Genomic DNA, 22,389 nt, shown 5'->3' with positions numbered 1-22,389 from the left:
CATGAAAAGGCCAGCGTCTTAGAGAAGAGACAAGCGCGGCGGCTTCGCTTCGCCTGGGTCATCCAGACTTCTCCGCTGAACGGTGAGCCACGTTTCCATGCGCCTGCTTCAGCTTCTCTCGATCCTCATGCTCTTGGCATTGTCCTCGACGGCTCGGGCGGTTGAGGCGCCGCCGGTGAGCGGCGCAACCGCGCCAGCCCCGGCAGTGACCATCGTGCCGGCTGACCGCCGGGAAATCGTCGAGCAGGCCGTGGTCACCGGCACGCTCGTCCCGCGCGACGAGATCTTGGTGGCGCCTGAGATCGAGGGCTACCGCATCACGGAATTGCTGGTGGAGGAGGGGGCAGAGGTCACGAAGGGCCAGGTCCTGGCCAGGCTCTCGTTGGAGATGATCGCCACGCAGGAGGCGGCCAACGCCGCCGCCATCGCCAAGGCTCACGCGGCCATCGTTCAGGCCCGTAGCCAGATCGTCCAGTCCGAGGCCGCGCAGATCGAGGCCAACCTCGCTCTGGAACGCGCCCGCTCCCTCATCAAGACCGGGAACGCCACGGCGGCGGTGCTGGAGCAGCGGGTCTCGGCAGCCCAAGGTGGCGAAGGCCGGCTCGCCGCGGCGAAGGGCGGCTTGCAACTCGCCGAGGCCGATCTCTCGGCGGCGCGGGCGCAGAGCAACGAAATCGCCCTCAAGCGCGCGCGCACCGACATCAAAGCGCCCGACGGAGGCATCGTCAGCCGCCGCACCGCCCGGATCGGCGCAGCGGCGACATCCACAGGCGAACCGCTGTTCCGGCTGATCGCGCGTGGCGAGATCGAACTCGAAGGCGAAGTGCCGGAAACCTGGATGCCGCGCATCATGCTCGGCAATGTCGTCCGCCTCGAAGCGGATCAGGGGCGAATCGTGACGGGCAAGGTCCGACGGATCGACCCCGAGATCGACCGGCTGACGCGCCTCGGCAAGATCCGTATCAGCCTCGACCGCGACCCGACCCTGCGCATCGGCGCCTTCGCGCGCGGCAAGGTCGAGGTGGCGCGGCGCGATTCCGTGGCCGTCCCCCTCTCCGCCGTACTCTACGGGATCGATGGCTCGGCCCTCGTCTACGTGGTGAATGACGGCACGGTGGAAGCCCGCAAGGTCGTCTCCGGCCTCGCGGCGGACGGGTTCATGGAAATCCGCGAGGGGTTGAAATCCGGGGAGGCCGTCGTCGCGCGGGCCAGCAGCTTCCTTCGCCATGGCGACCGGGTCAGACCGGTGCAGCCGAAAGCCGAAGCCGCCGCCTCCGTGACGTCGCGCTGAGAATCGGACCCGTCAGCCCATGCGCCTCAACATCTCAGCCTGGGCGATCCGCAAGCCGATCACCTCGATCGTGCTGTTCCTCGTCCTGATGATCCTCGGGCTCGTCAGCTTCCGCTCGCTGCCGATCACGCAATTCCCGAACATCGACATCCCGATCGTGGCGATCCAGGTCACCCAGGCCGGCGCGGCTCCCTCCGAGCTGCAGACCCAGGTGACGAAGGTGGTGGAGGATGCGGTCGCCGGGGTGAAGGGCGTCAAGCACATCATCTCGACGATCTCGGAGGGCGTCTCGGCCACCACCATCGAGTTCCGCCTCGAAGTGAACGTGGACCGCGCCGTCAACGACGTGAAGGACGCCATCGCCAAGGTGCGGGTGACGCTTCCGCGCACCATCGACGAACCGATCATCAGCCGCGTCGAGATCGCCGGGCTGCCGATCATGGTCTACGGCGCCTCGGCGCCGGCGATGACGCCGGAGGACCTGTCCTGGCTCATAGACGACGTGATCGCCCGGCAGGTCCAGGGCGTGAAGGGCGTCGGCGGCGTCGAGCGTCTGGGCGGTGTCGCTCGCGAAATCCGCGTGACGCTCAAGCCCGACCGGCTCCTGGCACTCGGCATTACCGCAGCGGACGTGAACCGCCAGCTCCGCCTCACCTCGGCCGACATGGCGGGCGGGCGCGGCGAACTCGGCGGGCAGGAACAATCGATCCGAACGCTGGCCGGCGCCGCCAGCCTCGATACCCTGGCCCAGACCTCGATCGTCGTGCCGGGCAACCGCAAGGTCCGCCTGGACGAGTTGGCGACGCTGGTGGACGGATCGGAGGAGCCGCGCACCTTCGCGCGCTTCAACGGCGAGCCCGTCGTCGCCTTCGCGATCTCGCGTGCGACGGGCGCCAGCGATGCCGAGGTCGCCAGCGCGGTGGCTCGCAAGATCGCCGATCTCGGCACGAAGAATCCCGGTGTCCGGTTCGACCTGATCGACACCTCCGTCATCAACACGGTGGGCAACTACCATTCGGCGATGCTGAGCCTCATCGAGGGGGCGGCGCTGGCCGTCATCGTCGTGTTCCTGTTCCTGCGCGATTGGCGAGCGACGCTCATCGCCTCCATCGCGCTGCCCCTCTCGGTGCTGCCGACTTTCTGGGTGATGAGTACCCTAGGCTTCTCGCTCAATGCCGTCAGCCTGCTGGCCATCACCCTCGTGACGGGCATTCTGGTGGACGATGCCATCGTGGAGATCGAGAACATCGTCCGCCACATGCGGATGGGTAAATCCGCCTACCGGGCGGCCCTCGAAGCCGCCGACGAGATCGGCCTCGCGGTCATCGCGATCACCGCGACGATCATCGCGATCTTCGCACCCGTCTCCTTCATGAGCGGCATCGCCGGACAGTATTTCAAGCAGTTCGGCCTCACCATCGCGGCGGCCGTGTTCATGTCCCTGCTGGTGGCCCGCCTCATCACGCCGCTGCTCGCGGCGTATTTCCTGCGCGATCACGGACCGGATCACGAGCGCGAGGGGCCTGTGATGCGGGCCTATACCCGCGTGGTCGCCTGGTCCGTCAGGCATAAATACGTCACGCTGGTCGTCGGCCTCGCGTGCTTTGCCGGGTCGATCATGTCCACCGGGCTGCTACCCGCCGGCTTCCTGCCCGCGGAGGATGCGGCACGAACGATCTTCGTGGTGGAATTGCCGCCCGGCGCCCGCCTCGCCGACACGACCCGCGTCACGGACGGCATCGTCGACAAGATCAGGGCGCTGCCTGAAGTCCGCAGCGTATTCGTGGATGGCGGCCGCCAGTTGCCGGCCAAGAAGGAGGTGCGGCTCGCGAGCTTCACCATTAACCTGACGCCGAAGAACGCCCGTCATCGCACGCAGAAGCAGCTCGACCGGATCATCGGTGCGATTCTGCGAGAGGAGCCGGACATCCGGTTCTGGTCGCTGCGAGACAGCGGGCAGCGCGATCTCGCGCTCATCATTTCGGGGCCGGACCTGCGCCTCGTCTCGGAGACGGCGGCGCAGTTGCAGCGTGAGGCGGCCACCGTGCCCCACCTCGTCAACGTACTCTCCACGGCACCGCTCGACCGTACCGAGATCCGCATCCGCCCCAAAGCTGGCGTCGCCGCCGATCTCGGTGTCTCCACGGATCTCATCGCCGAGACCATGCGGGTGGGGACGATCGGCGACATCGGCGCCAACCTCGCCAAGTTCAACGCCGTCGACCGGCAGGTGCCGATACGAGTGCAGCTGCCCCTCGCCCTGCGCGGAGACCTGTCCCAATTGGAGAGCCTGAAAGTCCCGGTGAAGGGGGGCGCCTCCGTTCCGCTCTCCACGGTGGCCGATCTCAGCCTCGGGCGTGGTCCCACGGCGATCGACCGTTACGACCGCTCGATCCGCGTGGCCCTGGAGGCCGACATGGAGGGCTCGGACGCGCTGGGCACCCTGATCGAAGCCGTGATGGCGCTGCCGACCGCGCAGAACCTGCCGCCGGGCGTGAACATCAGCCAGACCGGCGATGCGGAAATCATGGGGGAGGTGTTCGAAGGCTTCGCCCTCGCCATGGGCGCGGGCCTGATGATGGTCTTCGGCGTTCTGGTGCTGCTGTTCGGAAACTTCCTTCAGCCGCTCACCATCCTGTTCTCGCTGCCCCTCTCCATCGGCGGTGCGATCCTCGGTCTCCTGATCTTCCACATGCCGATCTCGATGCCGGTGGTCATCGGCATCCTGATGCTTATGGGCGTGGTCACCAAGAACGCGATCATGCTGGTGGATTTCGCCATCGAGGAAATGGCGCGGGGCGTGGATCGCGCCACCGCGATCATCGATGCGGGGCGCAAACGCGCCCGCCCCATCGTCATGACCACCATCGCCATGGCGGCGGGCATGGTGCCGTCGGCCATGGCGCTCGGCATCGGTGGCGAATTCCGCGCGCCGATGGCCGTCGCGGTCATCGGCGGCCTCATCGTCTCGACCGGCCTGTCGCTGATCTTCGTGCCGGCCATCTTCGTCCTGGTGGACGACCTGTCTCGCCTTTTCGTCCGACTCTTCGGCCGTTTCATCGGGCGGAAGGACGAACCCACCGAGGGGACATTCGCCCTGCCGGCCACACTGGCCAATGACGGAAAGGGCTTTCCGTCACGCTCTGCGGCCGAGTAGGCGCTGGTCTCAGCCCTTCCTGTCGAGGGGACGCCCAAGCAGCCGCGCGAACTCGGCCTCGATCTCCTCCACGGAGAATGGATTCTGCGCGGCGGGAGTGGCGCGACGCGGGGCCAGCGGCTCCTTGCTCGCCGGTTCCCGAGCGGCTGGGAGAGGAGATGGTGGTGCCGGCAAGAATACTTCCGGTCCGCTCTTTTCCTGACCGTCGGGAGCAGGCTCACTCGGAACGGGCTCGTCCCGGCTCGGCTTAACCGTCGATGGATCGGCCTTGGGAGGCACCGCGGCCTGCGGCGGTTCGGCGTCTGCGGGCTCGGCCATGGCGGCCGCTATCGGATCCACGGGCCGATCAGGGGCGGATTTCTCTGTCTTCATCGGATCGAGAACCGGTTCAGGCCTCGGCGCAGGCTTGGGCTCCGCCAGCGGCGTGGATGCCTTCGGCGGCACGGCCTGCGGCGACGGAGAAATTGCGGCGGATGGCCGGCGAAGAGCCTCTTCGAGCTGCCTTGCCATGTCGGACAGGATCGCCGCATCCACCGGACGGGAACTCGTCGGCCGCGCCAGCGGCGGCGGAACGGCGGGAACCTGCTCGACCATCGGGGCGGGTTTCGCCGTGGGTTGTGGACGCATCGGCGGCTCGGTGCGCACAGGCTCGGTCACCGGTGGCGCGACTGGGGCCGGGGGGGCTTCAACGACCTCATTGGCATTCGGCGTTGCCGCGGAGGACACCGGTTCATTGGCCGCATCCGAGCGTGTCTCCGTGGGGCGCTGACGGTCGGGGGCTTCGGCCTTGAGGTTCGCGAGCGGCGGCGGATTCCGACGGGCCGCCTTTGCGGCGATGATGTCGGCTTTGCTGGGCTTCGAAGCGGTCTTCGGCTCTTCGGGATCATCGCCGCGCGGCTTGGGCATTGCCGCCAGATCCGGCGCCGCTGCCGGTGAACTCGGCTCGCTGTAGGCCTGAGCTTTCGAGACTTGAGAACGGGGGGCCGGCGGCTGCAGATCCGGCACTTGAAAGACCGGCGCCTGGAACACCGGAGGCTCGGTCGGCCGCGCGGGCTCGAAGGCCGACTCCTCCTGGAGCGGATCGACCTTGGCCACTTCGTCGACAGGGAGGCGGGCGCCGGCGCCGCGATGAATGTTGCGTTCTACGATGACGTCGTTGGGGCCACCGACGAGAAGCAGATGCTCGACATTGTCCCGGCGCAGCAGGATCAGTTGCCGCTGCCTGTCGAGTTCGTAGATATCGACGATACCGAGGCGGGGCTGTCGTCCGCGGGGGCCGGATTTGGCCAACGCCATGCCCCTTCCCGAGAATCGCCGGAAGACCAGCACGATCGCGGCCAGCACGGCGAAGATGACGGCGAAGATGATCAGGAACTGGAGCGGAAACGAGCCGTCCGAATTAAAGAACGCTGACAAGATCGGGCTCTTTCGGGTTTCTGGCCGAGGCCATACGCACAGGTTGTCCTGATATCACGCTTGGGGCGGTCACAGGCAATAACGTTAAGATTTCGTTTACGGTAACTCGTTGATTTGGTTAACGCACGTTCCCCTGCTCGCTGAAATTGCAGGAATGCCGTTGCCCACAGAAAAAGCCCGGCACGCGATAACCGCGGTAGGGCCAAGAGCAACCGGGACCGCCAGCGACCAGTGTTATTTGACGTGTATGACCGAGCTTATAGAAGTGCTTGGTCACCCAAGAAGCGAGCGATCGCACGAGCTCAAGCAGCTGAGCGGCAACACGCCAGTGATCGCGTGCTCGGCGAGCGTATTGCTGAGGTCAATGGAATTATTGTGACCATCCAGCCAGTCATCGACGACCGGTGAGACGTTCATCTGAAACAAAAAGCCCGCCGCGGCATGAGCCGGGCGGGCGAAGTCCGTTCAGGGGAGGAACACGAGGTCATGCCCATGAGGCCGTGCTGGTTCCGACTTGGTGCGATCCTGTACAGAGGAGAAATCAGCTCAGAGAGGTCTGTAGGTCGATCGCGCACCCCGCTACCGGCAAGCCGCCGCCTCACGGAACTCGTCCAGCCCCACAGTGACGTGTCGGCCGTTTTCGACGATGCCGGGATGTGCCGCCCGCCTAGAACATGGGAGTGCCTCCTGTCACCGGCACCAACGCGCCGGACATGTAGCTGCCCTCGCGCGAAGCCAGAAGGACATAGGCCGGCGCGAGCTCGGCAGGCTGACCCGCTCGGCCAAGGGGGGTGTCCTCTCCGAGCTTCTTGATCTGCTCCGGGCTTTTCACGATGGGTTGGATGGGTGTCCAGATCGGGCCGGGCGCCACGCAATTCACCCGAATACCCTTGGGGGCGAGCAAGTTCGACAAGCCAATGGTGAGGCTCGCGATGGCGCCCTTTGTCGCTGCGTAGATCAGCATCGTCTTATCGGCGATTTTGGCCTGCTGACTGGTCGAATTGACGATCGCGGAGCCGGGTTTCATGTGAGGTACCGCCGCTTGGCAGAGGTAGTACATGGCGAACACATTGGCTCTGAACGACCCTTCGAGATCCTCCGACGTCACGTCGTCGAGCTCTTCGTTGACCGTCTGCGCAGCTGCGTTGTTCACCAGGATGTCGATGCCACCCAGCGCTTCGACGGTGCGAGCGACGAGTTCACGGCAATGCGCCTCGTCGCGTAGATCGCCCGGCAGCAACAGAGCACGCCGGTCGGCCTTCTCGATCCACCGAGCGGTCTCCTCCGCATCGGACTGCTCAACCGGCAGGTAGGAGATTGCGACATCCGCTCCTTCACGGGCATAGGCGATCGCCACCGCGCGTCCGATTCCGCTGTCGCCACCCGTGATCAAGGCGACCTTGCCGATCAACAACCCCTTGCCGACATAGCTCTCCTCACCATGGTCCGGCACGGGCGTCATCTTCGAGGTCAAGCCAGGTCGTTCCTGCTGCTGGTCTCCGGGGAAAGGCGGGCGGGGGCCGGCGGTGCGTGGGTCTGAGGTCATCGTCTGTCCTTCCGAGGGCCTCGGCTAACGTGACAGAAGGCCGTTCGTAGCTGCGGCAGAATGGTGCTGGAATGTGCAACCTCTACAGCCTCATCACTTCGCAGGCAGACATCCGTAAAGCATTCGGCGTTGCGGAGGATCGCGCCGGAAACCTCCCGAGGATGCCGGGCATCTTCCCCGACCAGATGGCGCCCATCGTGCGGATCGAGGATGGCAGGCAGGCCCTCGAGATGTTTCGATGGGGCATCCCAGGTCCGAAGCAGTACGGCGAGCATCCGATCACAAACGTCCGGAATGTGAAGAGCCCGCACTGGCGGCCCTGGCTCAAGCCGGAATACCGCTGTCTCGTCCCCGTCTCTTCTTTCAGCGAGTACGCCGACACCAAGCCGAAGAAGACGCCCACGTGGTTCGCCCTCGATGACGACCGTCCGCTCTTCGCCTTCGCCGGCATCTGGCGTCCCTGGACCGGCGTGCGCGGTACCAAGGCCGAGAACCCCGATCGCGAGGAGGCCGAGCACCGGCTGTTCTCGTTCCTCACGACAGAGGCCAATGGGATCGTCGGCCCGGTTCACCCGAAGGCCATGCCGGTCCTGTTGACGACATCGGAGGAGTGGCGGGCGTGGCTCGAGGCGCCGACCGAGATCGCCCTCGAGCTACAGCGCCCACTACCCGACACCATGATGAAGGTTGTGGCGGCTGGAGCCCGGCGCGATCCGGCGGAATGACTATCGCGTGCCGGTCGTCTCGGTGCTGAAAACAGATCCGTCGCGATAATAATCTAAACGAGCCTGCACATTGCATGCACAGGTTGAGATGCGAGAGACAGCCGGAGCGAGCCGACCTATTTGTGGGGGAACTTGGCTAGGAACGCGTCCTCGGGCCTTGCGTCGTGAGCCTATTGACCGCCGATTCTGCGGCAAGACCTATCAGAGCGCCTGTCAACACATCTGCGGGGAAATGCGCCCCGCGTAGAACTTGAGCTGCGACAACCCCGGCAGCGGTGACATACGCGGCACCCTTGACCTCAGGATAGACTCGAGCGGCGGCACAAGCGACCGCAGTACTCAGGGCGGAATGGCCCGAGGGGAAGGATTGCCATGGTCCGTTGCCGGTTCCAGGCCACCCTCGCGCGTAAATCCCCTCATCCATGAGGACGTTTGGGCGCGTTCGATGCACCGTCCTTTTCAAGCTCGTTTTCACGACGCTCGCCAAGATACCGGCCTGGAGCATGTGTCGGCCTGCCTGTGCGAGGCGGCGATCGCGCTTCACCATGCCCAAGGCCAAAGCACCAGCCGACAGAGCGAGCAGCGACTTCCAACTCCCGATTTCGCTCGCTAGCCCTAGCGCTCGAACGGCCGGATGATCCTTGGCGCCTGCGAGGGTCAGCCCCGCCGTGACGTCTCCAGCCTCGAAACGATCGGCGATAGCCGATGCCCTGGAATGAGTCTGTCGAAGGGGCGATCGCGCAAGCATGGCCTTAAACGCCCGCCATCGGGAATCGTTCGCCGCTGCCTTGATGGACAGAAGCTCCTACACCGCTTCGGACTGATTGGATGATGCCGTTGGGCCGTCACCTGTGATGCATCGGGCATAGCGCCTCCGCCCCGCGCCCCCTATTCCGTCCGGCCCATCACAACTGCTTGGCCCCATGTCTGCATCACCCGCCTTCAAGATCGAACCGGGCAGCCCCCAATCGTGGCGTGAAGCCTTCCTCAGCATGAAGCCTAATGTGGTCCCTTGCCCTGGGCTGACGGTACAGAATTGGCAGGGCGTCCATGCCGCGGCCCTGGACTTCCTCGACAAGTACGCCGACGAGGCTGGCCGTCTCGGCTGGACGACGCTGGACTTGTTCGGCGTGCACCCCGAACTCGGCGTGATCCGCTCCGATTTCTGCGGAGCCCTCGTTCTGAGTAGCGATCTCGTGTCGAAGGTCGAGCCGGACTTCATCCGTTTTGAGCGGACGCGATACTTTCGGACTGTGCCGGGGCGACCGCACGGTGCCGTGCCGATCTGGGCGGTGAAGCGTTAGACGCACCCGATGACCGTTCGAGCCACGAGTCCTGTGTCGAGATATCTGCCTCGTCTCGCGTGCCGCAAACGCACGGTGCTGCGGCACTCGTACCGGGTTCGCGTGGCGAACCTAGCGAGGGTGCGTGACGTTGTGGGTTTATGACAAATGCGCCTCACACCCCGACCTCGGACAAGATCGCGGATGCGAACCGCCGGGAAATCGCGATTGAGCATCTGCTGTTTGGCACGATTCGGTTCGTCGCCCAGCGCCACCCGGACTTACTGGACGAACTCGACCGCAGCGTGGATCATCTTTGGGACAAGGCTCATGACGACACCCGAGATGATGAGGCTGTGCGCGAGATAGCGAGGCGTTTCATCAACAGCCTTCGTGCTTCGAATTAGGCCGTGGGGTTAAGGCCCGCGGGTTTCCTCGATCAGTTGTTGAAGCCTAAGGTTCGAGTAAGCCGGCTCAGCCCTGCGGGTGGCTTGAGGGAAGGGGACCGCGATGGCGTTCAAAGCGAAATCAGCCTCGGAGACGAAGGCCGCCGATCTGGCGCTTGCCCTTGCTCGGATTGCCGACCGCGAAGGAGCGCCGGTCAGCATTGGCGTCGAGCAGTTGCGACGCGGCAACCCCCGGCTGACCCCCCTGGCGATCGGCCAGATGTACCGGAAGCACCGCGATATCCTCGAAGCGGACTTGGCTGAGCGCGGGTACGTACTGGTCGATTATACCGACCAGGGTCCCGGGCGGGGAATGGAATTCGAGGTTGGGGCTGCCTGACCCGTTGAGCGATGAGCGAAATGCTCCGCGTGGCCGGAGCCATGCGGGGCAGGGTTCGCAATACGCAGAGGGTCAAGCGAGATCGTTCTGCTCCTCGGGATCATCAGACAGCCGCTCCGCCGGATCGACGGTTTCCTGCGTATGGCTGCCTTCGATCTTCGAGGTTTTCGTGATGACCTGATCCATTGGTACGTTCAGCGGATCCTGAGCGTCCGGCGCAGCCGTTGGGCCTGCCTCATCGGTTTGGGGCGTTTTCTTCTCGGTCATGGTGTCCTCGCTGGCGTCTTGAACGAGACCAACGACTGGGCGAGACGGATGTTCGAGCAGGATCTTGTCTCACGTCATCTGTGCAAGCGCGCATATATTAACGGTGAAGCTCGAACTGCCTGGATGGGCAGGACTTGGGGGCCAAGAGCAATGGTGCCGACACAATCTCGATATGTCTTAAGGCCCCTCAAGGGAATCGCGGGGCTGATACTCTTATGGCTGAGCTATCAGATATGGTTTGGGCTGATCACGTACCTACCGCGTGATAGCGCGTTGGGCTGGAGCGCAGCGACCGCACTTGGCGCGCTAGGGATCCGCTGGATATTCCGCTGCTTCAAATCCAATTCGGAAATCGAAAGGCCGGCTGTAGCATCAGCCTAGCGTATTCGCGGGCATATCTAGTCAGACTACGGGCTTTCATTCTCACGCGGCCTTGCGGAGTAGATGTATCAAGTAAGGACGCCAGAAACCTATCGCATCTTGTCCGAAAGATGGGATCTTACTTAGGGGTTCCCGTCGCCTCGTTCGACAAAGCAAAGTTTCGATCCGCCTTACTCCGCACTTCCATAACCGGCTGAGGCGTTCCACCGATATGCATCTGACTAAGCACATCAGGAACTCTCACGGTAGCGGCAATCGTGTTTACGTGAGATTCTGACGTGTTATGTGCCACCGCCGCAGAAAACTTCTATTACCCTGCGATCTTTATGTAATATGACGACTTTTCTTCCGCAATTTTATTTTATCGCCATTGAGCTTTCTTAGCATCATCTCTGCATTTATAATTATATCTTGCTTTGGTGAACTCATCATTGTCTCTTTTTCAATAATCCGCTCCATTCTGGCGATTTCAGTTTCTATTCTTCGCAGCTTTCGACCCGGCCAAGCAGACAATACGACGTCGGAGATATTGTTTATAAGGCGGCCGACTGATTTTTTCATTGGATCGTGAATTATACAACTATAGATTTCATTTACCTATAGCCTTGTATGGGCTACCATGCGTTTGTACAAAGCTGAAACAGCATTATCGTGCAGAATGCGCCGAACCGTCTGATTGATGACCAAGTTGGACAAGCTGTGAAAACAGGCAGCGGGAAACTCGGAAGGGGCACTAAGCAATGAGCCCGTATGTCGCGGTTATCATGGCTTCGACCGCCATCGGCTACTTTGGCCTGCTGATCTTGGCGCTTCTCTACGATCTGCCATTCCTGCTTGCGATGCTGGCGCTCCTGGCCGTCTATAGATTCACGCCTCGTCGGTGGTTCGATTGAAAACAAGAATCCGCCGTGGTGTGAACCGGGCTGGTGAAGGGTGACTGGTCCTCATGCCGCATTCATCGAGTTGGCGTATAGATTCCTTGGAGCGACGGCTTGGGCTCATCGAAATGCCCAGCCTAAGGTTGGATTTGGAGGAAAACGATGACGTACAAAATGCTCTCTGCGATTGCGATCGTGGCCAGCGCCATTGGCTTCGGCAGTGCCGCACAGGCAGCCCCATTCGCCGCTGCACCGGCTGCGGGCGCGTTGGAGGACGGTCTTGTGACCAAGGCGGCGGGATATTGCGGCCTCGGCTATTACCCTGACCGCTTCACCGGGCGCTGCCGCGGCAACGGCTCCATCAATCACGGCCCGCGCCGCTTCTATGGCCCTGGCTATGCGAGGCCTTACGCCCGCCCCTATTACCGGCCCTACGGTCGCCCGGTTTATCGCGGTTACTGATCAGCAGACACCGCTGCGCAAAGACGCGTTAAGGAAACCCCGCTCCGGTTTTCACCGGGCGGGGCAATGTCGCGCTCTCGGGACGACCGAACGTCGCGATGCGCAGCGTCGGGTCCAGTAGGCTGGAAGGGCGCGCTGAACATATGCGTCGCGTCTGTGCATTCGGCACTCGATTGCTCGCTCTCACACGATTGCGGTCAGTAACTCGCTGTGAGGCTCCCGCTGGTCACGGATGACCCGGACGGTCTTTGCGATCCGGTTAGTAACCTCGGTCTGCCGGGTGACGAGGTCACGGAATTCCTTCAACACGTCGACTACCGCGCGCGCGGCACCTGTAGGAACGGCGGCACGTCGGCCACCGTTACGGGAGCCGGCGGCGGTCAGTGTTCCCTTTCGCCTTGCGCTCCCGTCACCATCCATCCAATAAGCAGCGTCGTATTCCCGCTGTGGAACACCCGCAGGACCTCTTGGCCGGCAATGGCGTCCTTCAAAAGTCCAGCCGGACCATCACCCGGCGACCCGTTCTAACGTGTCGGGAGCCGCTCCCATCCGGCTCTTGCGCCAGACGCCGTCAGGACGGCAAGGTAGACTGGCAGCGCCGCGAACCGTGCGTGCGTATCAAAGAGCGGGATGTTGAACCGACCGTCGCAACTTACCTTCGGCCTGCTGCTCACCGGGCTGGCGGGCTACATCGATGCCATCGGGTTCATTCAGCTCACCGGGCTCTACACATCGTTCATGAGTGGCAACACCACACAGATGGGGGTGTCGATCTCTCACGGTGCGGTGGACGGCATCGTAAAACCGGCAGTCCTGATCGCCACGTTCCTGCTCGGGTCGACCATTGCCAGCGGCCTGTCGATCGTCACGCCCGCGCCTTGGAAGACGACGATCGTTTTGACCTACGAGGCCATCCTAGTCTTCGGAGCGTTCGCCCTCGGGCTGCAACTGCCTGATTTAGGTCTGGTGTCGTTCTTCCTGGCTCTCGCCATGGGCGCACAGAACGCGGTCCTCGGCTCGGTGCAGGGCTTCCGAGCGGGAACGACGTTCATCACGGGAGCGCTGTTCAGCCTAGGTCAGAAGATCGCCGCTGCCTTCACGAGGACGGGACCGCCGTTGGGCTGGATTGGTGATGCCGCGGTTTGGTTGGCCCTGCTGATCGGAGCCATTGGCGGTGCCGCCGTCTACAGCGCCATCGGTATCTTCGCCTTGATCTTCCCGGCTGGATTGACGGCCTGCCTCGCGACTCTGGCTGCGCTCTTCGCAAGGACGCATCGGGTTCGAGTCTGAAGGACGGCTGAAAGACGCCGAAGGTCAATCTGATTGCCGACCCGTCACTGTCCGACACCGTACGCGGAACCAGCCGGGGGTATTGCAGGATTGATCCTCAAAGAAGGAGCACGCGATGTGGATCTTGCAATGGGGCGACAGCACCAACCGAGCCGGCGGGCAATGGAATCACGAGGAGCATGAAAGCTCCGAGAAGGCCCTGGCAGCCGCCAAAACGAAACTTCAAATGGGGTTATTCGCGCATGCCATTCACTCCCCCGCAGGGGTGCAATGGATGACGGGAGACGAGATAACCAACGCGGTCGAGCAGGATGAAACCCTACCGAACCCCTGATCAGCGTCCGGCTGTCGCGTCCTCGCAACTGTCAGCGTGAAAGTGATCCGTCATGTCCAAAGCGAGACGACTTACCCCAGCAATATGGGTGGTGACTACGACTGCTTCACTCGCACAATCCGTAGACCAACCACATACCGAAGCGGGTCGGACCCAACCGGCCCCCAGCCCAGCGGGCAGCCATTACCCGGATATGGGATGGCTATGGTTTAGCATCCCGATTCTGCTGATTATGGCTGCCATTTATTTCATTGCGAAATGGCGCTCTTCGTCCTCGCCTGAACGGAGAGACTAAATCTGTTGATCAGCGAATACACTATGCCCAGCCGAAACGAGAACTCTAATGGCGCAAGCAAAATCCAACTAGCCTGTTAATCAGTAAACATGTAAATTTATATTATCAGCCTCCGTCTGGCCATCTGGCATAATCCGCTCTGCAGAGGCGGGGGATGTCCCATGGTCCTGGTAAAGCTCAGCTATGTGCTGGAGGAGGAGCGAAAACGGACCCGTCATCGTTCACGAGCGGCACATCAGGCCGTATCAAAGCTATCTGCTAACTCGGTTTGATTGGGCAGCGCGTGCGGGAGCCGATCTCCCGGTCAGCCTTTGGTCAGGCATTCTTCCTTAAGACTTCGTTAACACAAAATTTCCGCCCCGAACGCCGGTCGCGTCCAGGAATGTTCTTAACCGAACATTAACCATGGAGGCGGCAGATTTTGCCCAGCGCTCCGGGAGATTCTGGCGGCGCCGAGGGGCTTCGAGCACCGTGTCCGTCACCGACCTTCCCATCCTGTCCATGCTCCGCACCCGGATGCAATGGCACCAGACGCGCCAGAAGCTACTCTCGGAGAACGTCGCCAACGCCGACATGCCGGGCTTCAAACCGCGTGATCTCGCGAGCCCGCGCTTCGGCAACGGAGCCGGCGACCTCGCTCAGCCGGCAGGCTCCATGGGCGGCAACTCGGGCCTCGCGGTCACCAGCCCGGCCCACATCGCCCTGAACGGCGGTCCCGAAGGACCAGGTGCCGATCCCCGCCGGTTCAATGGCTTCGAGATCAGGCCGAGCGGGAACGGAGTGAATCTGGAGGAGGAGATGATGAAGGCGGGTGACAACCAGGCCGAATATCAATTCGCCGCGACGATGTACCAGAAGAGCCTCGACAAATTGAAGATCGCCATCGGCAAGCGCTGATCGTCCCGCCCTCTGAGCTTGCGGAGAACCTGCCGTGGACTTCCTCAAATCCCTGACCATCGCCGCATCCGGTCTCAAGGCCCAGTCGGGCCGGATGCGGATCATCGCCGAAAACATCGCCAATGCTGATTCGGCCCCGAGCGCGGTCGGCGCCGAACCCTACCGGCGCAAGATCCCGACCTTCACCCAGCACATCGACCGGGAGACCGGCGCGTCGATGCTGGAGGCCGGGCGGGTCAGGCGCGATCCCTCGCCGTTCCGCACCAAATACGATCCCGGCAATCCCAGCGCCGATGCGCGCGGTGAAGTGCGGATGCCCAACGTCAACGGGCTGATCGAGAACATGGACATGCGCGAGGCACAGCGCTCCTACGAGGCCAATCTGAACATGGTCACCGCGACCCGCAAGATGATCAACGCCACCCTCGCCATCCTCAAGGCCTGACGCTCCTCTCCCTCCGAAAGTCCGCCGCCATGCCGACCAACGCCTTCGCCGCAGGAGCCTACGCCGCCGTCCAGAATATCGGCGGCATGAAGGGCGGCGCGCCCAAGATCGCCCCGACTTCTGCAGCGGATGGCGGCTTCACGTCGCTTCTTTCCTCGGCCCTGGACAAGATCGGCGAGAGCGGCGCCAAGGCCGATGCGCAAACCCTGGCGGTAGCGGGCGGCAAGGCCAACGTCGTCGATGTGGTGACCGCCGTAGCGGAGAGCGAGACGGCACTCCAGACCCTGGTCGCCGTCCGGGACCGCGTGATCTCCGCCTATGAGGAAATCATGCGGATGCAGATCTAGTCGCCACCGCTTTTCTTTGCCTTCCTGCCCGCCTCCTCATCCTGAAGTGCCCGCGTCAGCGGGCCTCGAAGGAGCCCTCCAGAGCCCGGCGAGCGAACTGGAGCCCTCCTTCCAGGCCTCCGCTCCGGCACCTCAGGATGAGGGCGCAGACGAGATGCCGGCCGACATCGCCGCCGCCCCGAAACAATCCGCGAGCTCACTTCCATGACCGGCCTTGCCATCCTCGACGTCTCCCGGGACGGGATCTTCGTCTTTCTCAAGGTCGCAGGACCGCTGATGATCGTCGCCTTGGTCGTCGGTCTCGTGGTCTCGCTGCTCCAGGCGCTGACGCAGATCCAGGAACAGACACTCATCTACGTGCCCAAGATCGTCGCGGTCTTCGCAGCGCTTCTCTTCATGCTGCCCTTCATGGGCGATGCGCTCGCCGGCTACATGACCCGCATCGCCGCCCGCATCGTATCCGGCGGATGACGCGCCGGGCCGGGCGCTGCTATGCAGGGTCATGAACCTGCTCCTGCCCGGCATCGCGGCGGCCTACCTGCTCACCTTCGCGCGTATCGGCACGCTGATGATGCTGCTGCCGGGGCTCGGCGAACAATCCGTCTCGCCGCGGATCCGCCTCGCCTTCGCATTGCTGGTCTCGCTGATCCTGTTCCCGATGGTGCGCCCGCTCCTGCCGATGCAGGGCGCCACCCTCGCGGCCCCCGGATTGATCTCGCTTCTTATCGGCGAATTGCTGATCGGGCTCGTCCTCGGCCTCACCGTCCGCATGGTGCTGGCCGCATTGCAGACCACGGGCGTCATCGTCTCGCAGCAATTGGGCCTGTCCTACGCGATGACCGTGGACCCGACGCAGGGCGGCCAACAGGCGGCGCTCGGCAATTTCCTGATGATGCTCGGCATCACCCTCATCCTCGCTACGGATCTGCACCACGTGGCTCTCGACGCCATAGGGCGAAGTTACGTGATGCTGCCGCCCGGCGGCGTGCTGGCCATGGGGGAGGCGGCCCAGCTCGCCCTTCGGGCGATGGCGCGGGGCTTCCTCCTGGCGGTCCAGATCTCGGCGCCGTTCATCGCGTTCGGCATCCTGTTCAATGTCGGGCTCGGTGTGCTCTCGCGCCTGATGCCGCAGATGCAGGTCTTTTTCATCGCCGTGCCGGCCTCCGTCCTCATCGGCATGCTGATCCTGTTCGGCAGCCTCGGCATCATGATGGGTGTCTTCCTCGACGACATCGGCCGCTATCTCGGCGAGTTGACCGGGCGGTGACGGCAGTGTCGAAAGGACCTGTGAGACAGCGGACAGGGGAGCGCTGAGCCATGTCCGACGACAGCGATCAGGAAGACAAGACAGAAGAGCCGACTCAGCGGCGCATCGAGAAAGCGATCGAGCAGGGCAACGTCGCCAACAGCATCGAGGTCAACACCTTCTTCATCCTGTCCGCCTTCATGATGGCGCTGCTGCTGGCATCGGGAACGATCGCCAAGGACCTGCTCGTCAGCTTGCGCGCCTTTCTGATGAACGCGCATCAGGTCCCCTCCGACCCCACCGCCTATACCGAGATGGGGATGAGGATGCTGCTGATCTGCGGCCAGGCGCTCATGATTCCCGTCAGCCTCGTGGTCATTGCAGGCCTCGCCGGCGGTTTGGTCCAGCACCCCCTGGTCTTCTCCACCGATGCCCTGATGCCGAAATTCGATCGCATCTCACCGATGGCCGGCGTCAAACGCATCTTCGGCGTGGAGGCCATGGTCCAGTTCATCAAGGGCTTGGCCAAGCTGATGCTGGTGGGGGTCGTCGCCAGCACCATCCTGTGGAACGAGCGCGATCGGCTCGAGGTCTTCGCCCAGCTCGACCCCGCGGCGATGCTGCCTGCCATCCTGGGCATCGCCCTCAAGCTTCTCGGTGGCATGCTCGCCATGTTCGTGGTCATCGCCATGGGCGACGCCTTCTATCAGCGCTTCCGCTGGCGCTCGAAGCTGCGCATGACCAAGGAGGAGATGAAACAGGAGCACAAGGAGAGCGAGGGCAATCCGGAAGTGAAGGGGCGCATGAGGCAGATCCGCGCCTCGCGGGGCAACAAGCGCATGATGGCCGACGTCCCGACCGCCACGGTCATCGTCACCAACCCCACCCACTACGCCGTCGCCCTGCGCTACGAGGCCGGGATGGCGGCTCCGATCTGCGTTGCCAAAGGCGTCGATTCCCTGGCGCTGCGCATCCGGGCCGTGGCCAAGGAGCACGATGTTCCCATCATGGAGAACCCGCCGCTGGCCCGGGCGCTCCATGCCACGGTGGAGATCGATTCCGAGATTCCGGCGGAACATTACCGCGCGGTGGCGGAGGTGATCGGCTTCGTCATGCGGCTGAAGCGCCGCGCGGCGTGAAAACGCCACGCTTTATGCACCTTTTTTGACGAGACTGGTCCGTGACGTCCTGAGGATACCCTTGCTGCCGACGCGGCCCGGGCGCTAACCGGGATCGGTCGAGGGTGGAATGGCGCCGAAATGGCTGAGGTGAGCGGACCAACGAAACCGGTGTCGAGCGCCATCGACCGGTCGGAGAGGCCTGGGCGGGTCGGACTGCTCCTCGTTCTCGCCGGACTTCTCGTGGGCGCGGCGGTAGGCTTGTCCTTCGTCGCGAACGAACAGGCGCAGCCGCTGATCCTCGGCCTCCTCGCGCTGCTGGCCATGGCGGGCGTGTTCTGCCTGTTCGCCCTGGCGATCGGCGCGCTCCAGCTCGCGGGACAGACCGGGCGCGACGACATCACCAAGGCCATCGTCGACGCGTCGCCCGAAGGCGCCATCGTGGTGGAGGATGGCGGCCGCCTGATCTACGCCAACGAAGCCTATCTCCGTATTTCCGGCGGGGAGACCTTCTCCAACCTGAGGCCGGTGGAGCGCGTCTTCGTCGGCTCACCCGATGTGTCGGAGGCCGTCTACCGCCTCGCCCAGGCAGCCCATGACGGGCGCGGCCACGTGGAGGAAATCCGCATGGCGCCCCCGCCTCAGGGCGAGACCGAGCGCGCCTTCGCCTGGTTCCGCATCGCAGTGCGCGCGGTGGAGAGGCCGAGACTCCCGGCGACCCTGTGGACGGTCACCGACATCACGCACGAGCGCGAGCGCCAGGAGAACGTCTTCCAGGAGCTTCAACACGCGATCGATTATCTGGACCATGCGCCGGCCGGCTTCCTGTCCATCGATCCGGCAGGCTCCATCGTCTACATGAACGCGACGCTGGCCTTCTGGCTCGGCTACGACCTCGCGACCGTGGGGTCAGGCGGGCTGCGCCTGCCCGATATTGCGCCCAGCGCCGACGTGCTCACCGCCACCGAGGGATTGCCCGGCGAGGTGCGCACCGACCGGTTCGACCTCGACCTGCGGCGCCGCAACGGCCAGCCGTTGCCGACCCGGCTCTACCATCGCGTCGCCTTCGGCCAGGACGGCAAGCCGGGCCCGTCGCGCACCTTCGTGCTCAACCGCTCCGCCGGGGCCGAGAGCGACGAGCCGCAGCGCGCCGCCGAGGTGCGGCTCGCCCGCTTCCTCAACAACAGCCCCATCGCCATCGCGACCCTCGACCGGACCGGGCGCATCGCCCGGGCCAACGCGTCCTTCGCCCGGTTGTTCGGCGGCACCCCACGCCAGGCCGTGCCGGATGGGCGTGGCGAGCTCGGCACCGAGCCGACGATGTGGGAAGCCCTGCTCGACCGCGACAGGGCCGTCCTCGAGGGCGCCCTGGTGAAGGCCGCCGACGGGACCGTGGAAGTCCAACCGATCGAGGTGGCGCTGGCGGGGCCGGGAAACCGTTCCGCGCGGGTCTGGCTCAGCCCGGCCGGCGGCGACACCTCGGCAGCAGCGGATGCGGCCACGCCGGCCGACCGCGAGCGCGTGATCCTCTATGCCCTCGACACCACGGCGCAGCGCCAGCTCGAGCAGCAGATCGCCCAGACCCAGAAGATGGACACGGTGGGCCAGCTCGCCGGCGGCATCGCGCACGATTTCAACAATGTCCTCCAGGCCATCATCGGCTATTCGGACCTTCTGCTGGCCAGCCACAGGCCGACCGATCCGGCCTTCCAGGACATCATGCAGATCAAGCAGAACGCCAACCGGGCCGCGAGCCTGGTGCGGCAGCTGCTGGCCTTCTCGCGGCGTCAGACCCTGCGCCCGGAAGTGATGAATGTCGGCGAAGCCCTGTCCGATCTGACGCTGCTGCTGAAGCGCCTGCTCGGCGAGCGTGTCGATCTCGACCTCAAGCACGGGCGCGACATCTGGCCGATCAAGGCCGACGTGAACCAGTTCGAGCAGGTCATCGTCAATCTCGCGGTGAATGCCCGCGACGCGATGCCGAATGGCGGCCAGCTGCTCATCCGCACCGCCAACATCCTCGAAGGCCATGAGACCAACGAGCGCCAGCCCGGCGCACCGGCGGGCGACCATGTCCTGATCGAAGTGCTCGATACCGGCGAGGGTATCCCGCCCGACGTGATGGAGAAGATCTTCGAGCCCTTCTTCACCACGAAGGATATCGGCAAGGGGACCGGCCTCGGCCTGTCCACCGTCTTCGGCATCATCAAGCAGAGCGGCGGCACCATCGACGTGCAATCGACCGTCGGCAGCGGCACCGCCTTCCGGATCTACCTGCCGCGTCACGAGCCTGCGGCCGAGCCCGTTCCGGAGATCACCGTCGCCGTTGCCCCGCAGAGCAACGCGGAGATCGCCGCCAGCCGGCTCAGGGGAGCGCGTGACCTCGAAAAGCCCGGCAGTGGCGGACAATCCGCCCCGCGCAAACCCTCGCCCGATCATACCGGACAGGGCGTGATCCTGCTGGTGGAAGACGAGGACCCGGTCCGCGCGGTCAACAGCCGGGCCCTGTCGGCACGGGGCTACACGGTGCTGGAAGCGGCCTCGGGCCTCGACGCCCTGGCCCTCATCAGCGATGTCGACCAAACCATCGACCTCGTCGTCTCCGACGTGGTGATGCCGGAGATGGACGGCCCGACGCTGCTACGCGAACTGCGCAAGCACCGTCCTAATCTGAAGGTCATCTTCGTATCTGGCTATGCCGAGGACGCGTTCCGCAAGAACCTGCCCGACGGCGAGGATTTCAACTTCCTGCCCAAGCCCTTCAGCCTCAAGCAGCTCGTGGAAACGGTGAAGGAGACGATCGCCCGTTAGGGCGACGTTCTCCGGCCGAATGATGCGAAATCAGCACCCGGCACCTTGCAAAAAGAGAACAAAACAAGTACATCATTCGCATCCGAGGCACATTGAGCCTTGAGCTCTCCCCATGCATAAGGATGCCGACGAATGGCTCAGCCCGCGCTGAAAGTTGTGGATTCCCCGATGGTGGACAAGGACAAGGCGAAGGCGATCGATGCCGCGCTGTCCCAGATCGAGCGTGCTTTCGGCAAGGGCTCGATCATGCGACTCGGCAAGAACGATAAGGTGGCGGAGGTCGAGACCGTCTCCACCGGTTCGCTCGGCCTCGACATCGCGCTCGGCGTCGGCGGCTTGCCGCGTGGCCGGGTGATCGAGATCTACGGCCCCGAATCATCAGGCAAGACCACCCTTGCCCTTCACACCATCGCCGAGGCCCAGAAGAAGGGCGGCGTCTGCGCCTTCGTGGATGCGGAGCACGCTCTCGATCCGGTCTATGCACGCAAGCTCGGCGTGCAGCTCGACGATCTCCTGATCTCGCAGCCCGATACCGGCGAGCAGGCCCTGGAGATCACCGACACCCTGGTGCGCTCGGGCGCTATCGACGTGCTCGTGGTCGATTCGGTGGCGGCGCTGACGCCCCGCGCCGAGATCGAGGGCGAGATGGGCGACAGCCAGCCCGGCCTTCAGGCCCGCCTGATGAGCCAGGCCCTGCGCAAGCTCACGGGCTCGATTTCGCGTTCGAAATGCATGGTCATCTTCATCAACCAGATCCGGATGAAGATCGGCGTCATGTATGGCAGCCCGGAGACGACCACCGGCGGCAATGCACTGAAGTTCTACGCGTCGGTGCGCCTCGATATCCGTCGTATCTCGACCCTCAAGGATCGTGACGAGGCCATCGGCAACCAGGTCCGCGTCAAGGTCGTCAAGAACAAGGTCGCGCCGCCCTTCAAGCAGGTCGAGTTCGACATCATGTTCGGCGAGGGCGTCTCGAAGGTCGGTGAGTTGATCGACCTCGGGGTGAAGGCCGGGATCGTGGAGAAGTCCGGCGCCTGGTTCTCCTATGCGAGCCAGCGCCTCGGCCAGGGCCGCGAGAACTCGAAGGGGTTCCTGCGCGACAATCCGGACATCGCCAACAAGATCGAAGCCGCGATCCGGCAGAATTCGGGATTGCTGGCCGACAAGATCCTCGAGACCGCCAAGCCCACGGCGGACGATCTGGACGAAGGCGAGGCCTGATCGCCTCGTAAGTCATGAAAGAGGCCGTCGCGGACCATCGCGGCGGCCTCTTTCATGTTCGGACTATCCTATCGGTGCGAATCGGCCCGATGCTCGCTCTTTGGTCGATCGCCAAGTCCAGAGACGAGCGCCGTCGAGCGTTCGAAGGGTGCAGCGTTAAGAAACAGGAACGCACGATCGCGGAGCGGGC

General features: G+C 63.8%; 22 protein-coding genes. 18 read left to right on the top strand and 4 right to left on the bottom strand.

What is annotated here, in order from left to right; genetic code table 11:
- Positions 1-97 precede the first annotated feature (97 nt).
- On the top strand, positions 98-1,291 hold the full coding sequence (locus ACYQR9_RS22015) for an efflux RND transporter periplasmic adaptor subunit (RefSeq protein ID WP_461228045.1): 1,194 nt from the start codon (positions 98-100) through the stop codon (positions 1,289-1,291).
- A gap of 19 nt (positions 1,292-1,310) precedes the next feature.
- Positions 1,311-4,448, top strand: coding sequence for an efflux RND transporter permease subunit (locus tag ACYQR9_RS22010; protein WP_461228044.1), 3,138 nt, complete (start codon positions 1,311-1,313; stop codon positions 4,446-4,448).
- A gap of 9 nt (positions 4,449-4,457) precedes the next feature.
- On the opposite strand, the gene ACYQR9_RS22005 is transcribed toward ACYQR9_RS22010, so the two are convergent.
- Positions 4,458-5,864: a hypothetical protein gene (locus ACYQR9_RS22005; RefSeq protein WP_461228043.1), complete on the bottom strand. Its 1,407-nt coding sequence runs from the start codon at positions 5,862-5,864 to the stop codon at positions 4,458-4,460.
- Positions 5,865-6,531: 667 nt separating this feature from the next.
- The gene (locus tag ACYQR9_RS22000; RefSeq protein WP_461228042.1) at positions 6,532-7,410 is read right to left on the bottom strand and encodes an SDR family oxidoreductase; all 879 of its coding nucleotides are present in this window, start codon (positions 7,408-7,410) and stop codon (positions 6,532-6,534) included.
- A gap of 71 nt (positions 7,411-7,481) precedes the next feature.
- Between ACYQR9_RS22000 and ACYQR9_RS21995 the strand changes: the two genes are divergently transcribed.
- Positions 7,482-8,135 (top strand): SOS response-associated peptidase, encoded by a 654-nt coding sequence (locus ACYQR9_RS21995; RefSeq protein WP_461228041.1) that lies wholly within the window; start codon positions 7,482-7,484, stop codon positions 8,133-8,135.
- A gap of 136 nt (positions 8,136-8,271) precedes the next feature.
- On the opposite strand, the gene ACYQR9_RS21990 is transcribed toward ACYQR9_RS21995, so the two are convergent.
- Positions 8,272-8,640, bottom strand: coding sequence for a phosphatase PAP2 family protein (locus ACYQR9_RS21990; protein ID WP_461229872.1), 369 nt, complete (start codon positions 8,638-8,640; stop codon positions 8,272-8,274).
- A gap of 418 nt (positions 8,641-9,058) precedes the next feature.
- Here ACYQR9_RS21990 and ACYQR9_RS21985 point away from each other — a divergent pair, with 418 nt between their 5' ends.
- The 3 genes from ACYQR9_RS21985 to ACYQR9_RS21975 all read left to right on the top strand — a co-directional run bounded on the left by ACYQR9_RS21985 (position 9,059) and on the right by ACYQR9_RS21975 (position 10,204).
- Positions 9,059-9,439, top strand: a complete 381-nt coding sequence (locus ACYQR9_RS21985) for a hypothetical protein (protein WP_207412847.1) — start codon at positions 9,059-9,061, stop codon at positions 9,437-9,439.
- A 140-nt stretch (positions 9,440-9,579) separates the two neighbouring features.
- Entirely contained in the window at positions 9,580-9,825 is a 246-nt protein-coding gene (locus tag ACYQR9_RS21980; RefSeq protein ID WP_461228040.1) for a hypothetical protein, read from the top strand.
- A gap of 103 nt (positions 9,826-9,928) precedes the next feature.
- Positions 9,929-10,204 carry an adenylosuccinate synthase gene (locus tag ACYQR9_RS21975; protein WP_461222837.1) on the top strand — a complete coding sequence of 92 codons (276 nt, stop codon included), beginning with the start codon at positions 9,929-9,931 and terminating at the stop codon, positions 10,202-10,204.
- Positions 10,205-10,276: 72 nt separating this feature from the next.
- On the opposite strand, the gene ACYQR9_RS21970 is transcribed toward ACYQR9_RS21975, so the two are convergent.
- Positions 10,277-10,471, bottom strand: coding sequence for a hypothetical protein (locus ACYQR9_RS21970; RefSeq protein WP_461228039.1), 195 nt, complete (start codon positions 10,469-10,471; stop codon positions 10,277-10,279).
- A gap of 1,121 nt (positions 10,472-11,592) precedes the next feature.
- Between ACYQR9_RS21970 and ACYQR9_RS21965 the strand changes: the two genes are divergently transcribed.
- From ACYQR9_RS21965 to recA, 12 genes are all read left to right on the top strand, one after another.
- The gene (locus ACYQR9_RS21965; RefSeq protein WP_461228038.1) at positions 11,593-11,745 is read left to right on the top strand and encodes a hypothetical protein; all 153 of its coding nucleotides are present in this window, start codon (positions 11,593-11,595) and stop codon (positions 11,743-11,745) included.
- Positions 11,746-11,892: 147 nt separating this feature from the next.
- Positions 11,893-12,192, top strand: a complete 300-nt coding sequence (locus tag ACYQR9_RS21960; protein ID WP_461228037.1) for a hypothetical protein — start codon at positions 11,893-11,895, stop codon at positions 12,190-12,192.
- Between the two features lie 633 nt (positions 12,193-12,825).
- Positions 12,826-13,482 carry a YoaK family protein gene (locus ACYQR9_RS21955; RefSeq protein ID WP_461229871.1) on the top strand — a complete coding sequence of 219 codons (657 nt, stop codon included), beginning with the start codon at positions 12,826-12,828 and terminating at the stop codon, positions 13,480-13,482.
- Between the two features lie 115 nt (positions 13,483-13,597).
- Positions 13,598-13,816, top strand: a complete 219-nt coding sequence (locus ACYQR9_RS21950) for a hypothetical protein (RefSeq protein ID WP_461228036.1) — start codon at positions 13,598-13,600, stop codon at positions 13,814-13,816.
- Positions 13,817-14,582: 766 nt separating this feature from the next.
- A complete protein-coding gene (gene flgB, locus ACYQR9_RS21945) occupies positions 14,583-15,008 on the top strand; it encodes a flagellar basal body rod protein FlgB (RefSeq protein WP_056432617.1) in 426 nt (141 codons plus the stop codon).
- A 34-nt stretch (positions 15,009-15,042) separates the two neighbouring features.
- Positions 15,043-15,453 carry a flagellar basal body rod protein FlgC gene (gene flgC / locus ACYQR9_RS21940; RefSeq protein ID WP_056432620.1) on the top strand — a complete coding sequence of 137 codons (411 nt, stop codon included), beginning with the start codon at positions 15,043-15,045 and terminating at the stop codon, positions 15,451-15,453.
- 29 nt (positions 15,454-15,482) lie between these two features.
- The gene (fliE, locus tag ACYQR9_RS21935; RefSeq protein WP_056432623.1) at positions 15,483-15,800 is read left to right on the top strand and encodes a flagellar hook-basal body complex protein FliE; all 318 of its coding nucleotides are present in this window, start codon (positions 15,483-15,485) and stop codon (positions 15,798-15,800) included.
- Positions 15,801-16,004: 204 nt separating this feature from the next.
- A complete protein-coding gene (fliQ, locus tag ACYQR9_RS21930) occupies positions 16,005-16,271 on the top strand; it encodes a flagellar biosynthesis protein FliQ (protein ID WP_027174271.1) in 267 nt (88 codons plus the stop codon).
- Between the two features lie 31 nt (positions 16,272-16,302).
- Entirely contained in the window at positions 16,303-17,067 is a 765-nt protein-coding gene (gene fliR / locus ACYQR9_RS21925; protein WP_056432627.1) for a flagellar biosynthetic protein FliR, read from the top strand.
- A 50-nt stretch (positions 17,068-17,117) separates the two neighbouring features.
- Positions 17,118-18,185, top strand: coding sequence for a flagellar biosynthesis protein FlhB (flhB, locus tag ACYQR9_RS21920; RefSeq protein WP_461228035.1), 1,068 nt, complete (start codon positions 17,118-17,120; stop codon positions 18,183-18,185).
- A 120-nt stretch (positions 18,186-18,305) separates the two neighbouring features.
- A complete protein-coding gene (gene cckA / locus ACYQR9_RS21915; RefSeq protein ID WP_461228034.1) occupies positions 18,306-20,975 on the top strand; it encodes a cell cycle histidine kinase CckA in 2,670 nt (889 codons plus the stop codon).
- A gap of 132 nt (positions 20,976-21,107) precedes the next feature.
- Positions 21,108-22,199 carry a recombinase RecA gene (recA, locus tag ACYQR9_RS21910; protein WP_056432636.1) on the top strand — a complete coding sequence of 364 codons (1,092 nt, stop codon included), beginning with the start codon at positions 21,108-21,110 and terminating at the stop codon, positions 22,197-22,199.
- Positions 22,200-22,389: the final 190 nt, after the last annotated feature.

The organism is Methylobacterium sp. CM6241 (assembly GCF_054817845.1).
The sequence above is the reverse complement of the archived record's forward strand: the minus strand, read 5'-3'. Positions and strand labels throughout refer to the sequence as shown.

Coding starts and splice junctions, on each gene's coding strand:
- ACYQR9_RS22015 (WP_461228045.1), top strand. CDS start 98: ATGCGCCTGCTTCAGCTTCTCTCGATCCTCATGCTCTTGGCATTGTCC.
- ACYQR9_RS22010 (WP_461228044.1), top strand. CDS start 1,311: ATGCGCCTCAACATCTCAGCCTGGGCGATCCGCAAGCCGATCACCTCG.
- ACYQR9_RS22000 (WP_461228042.1), bottom strand. CDS start 7,410: ATGACCTCAGACCCACGCACCGCCGGCCCCCGCCCGCCTTTCCCCGGA.
- ACYQR9_RS21995 (WP_461228041.1), top strand. CDS start 7,482: ATGTGCAACCTCTACAGCCTCATCACTTCGCAGGCAGACATCCGTAAA.
- ACYQR9_RS21990 (WP_461229872.1), bottom strand. CDS start 8,640: ATGCTCCAGGCCGGTATCTTGGCGAGCGTCGTGAAAACGAGCTTGAAA.
- ACYQR9_RS21985 (WP_207412847.1), top strand. CDS start 9,059: ATGTCTGCATCACCCGCCTTCAAGATCGAACCGGGCAGCCCCCAATCG.
- ACYQR9_RS21980 (WP_461228040.1), top strand. CDS start 9,580: ATGACAAATGCGCCTCACACCCCGACCTCGGACAAGATCGCGGATGCG.
- ACYQR9_RS21975 (WP_461222837.1), top strand. CDS start 9,929: ATGGCGTTCAAAGCGAAATCAGCCTCGGAGACGAAGGCCGCCGATCTG.
- ACYQR9_RS21970 (WP_461228039.1), bottom strand. CDS start 10,471: ATGACCGAGAAGAAAACGCCCCAAACCGATGAGGCAGGCCCAACGGCT.
- ACYQR9_RS21965 (WP_461228038.1), top strand. CDS start 11,593: ATGAGCCCGTATGTCGCGGTTATCATGGCTTCGACCGCCATCGGCTAC.
- ACYQR9_RS21960 (WP_461228037.1), top strand. CDS start 11,893: ATGACGTACAAAATGCTCTCTGCGATTGCGATCGTGGCCAGCGCCATT.
- ACYQR9_RS21950 (WP_461228036.1), top strand. CDS start 13,598: ATGTGGATCTTGCAATGGGGCGACAGCACCAACCGAGCCGGCGGGCAA.
- fliE (WP_056432623.1), top strand. CDS start 15,483: ATGCCGACCAACGCCTTCGCCGCAGGAGCCTACGCCGCCGTCCAGAAT.
- fliQ (WP_027174271.1), top strand. CDS start 16,005: ATGACCGGCCTTGCCATCCTCGACGTCTCCCGGGACGGGATCTTCGTC.
- fliR (WP_056432627.1), top strand. CDS start 16,303: ATGAACCTGCTCCTGCCCGGCATCGCGGCGGCCTACCTGCTCACCTTC.
- flhB (WP_461228035.1), top strand. CDS start 17,118: ATGTCCGACGACAGCGATCAGGAAGACAAGACAGAAGAGCCGACTCAG.
- cckA (WP_461228034.1), top strand. CDS start 18,306: ATGGCTGAGGTGAGCGGACCAACGAAACCGGTGTCGAGCGCCATCGAC.
- recA (WP_056432636.1), top strand. CDS start 21,108: ATGGCTCAGCCCGCGCTGAAAGTTGTGGATTCCCCGATGGTGGACAAG.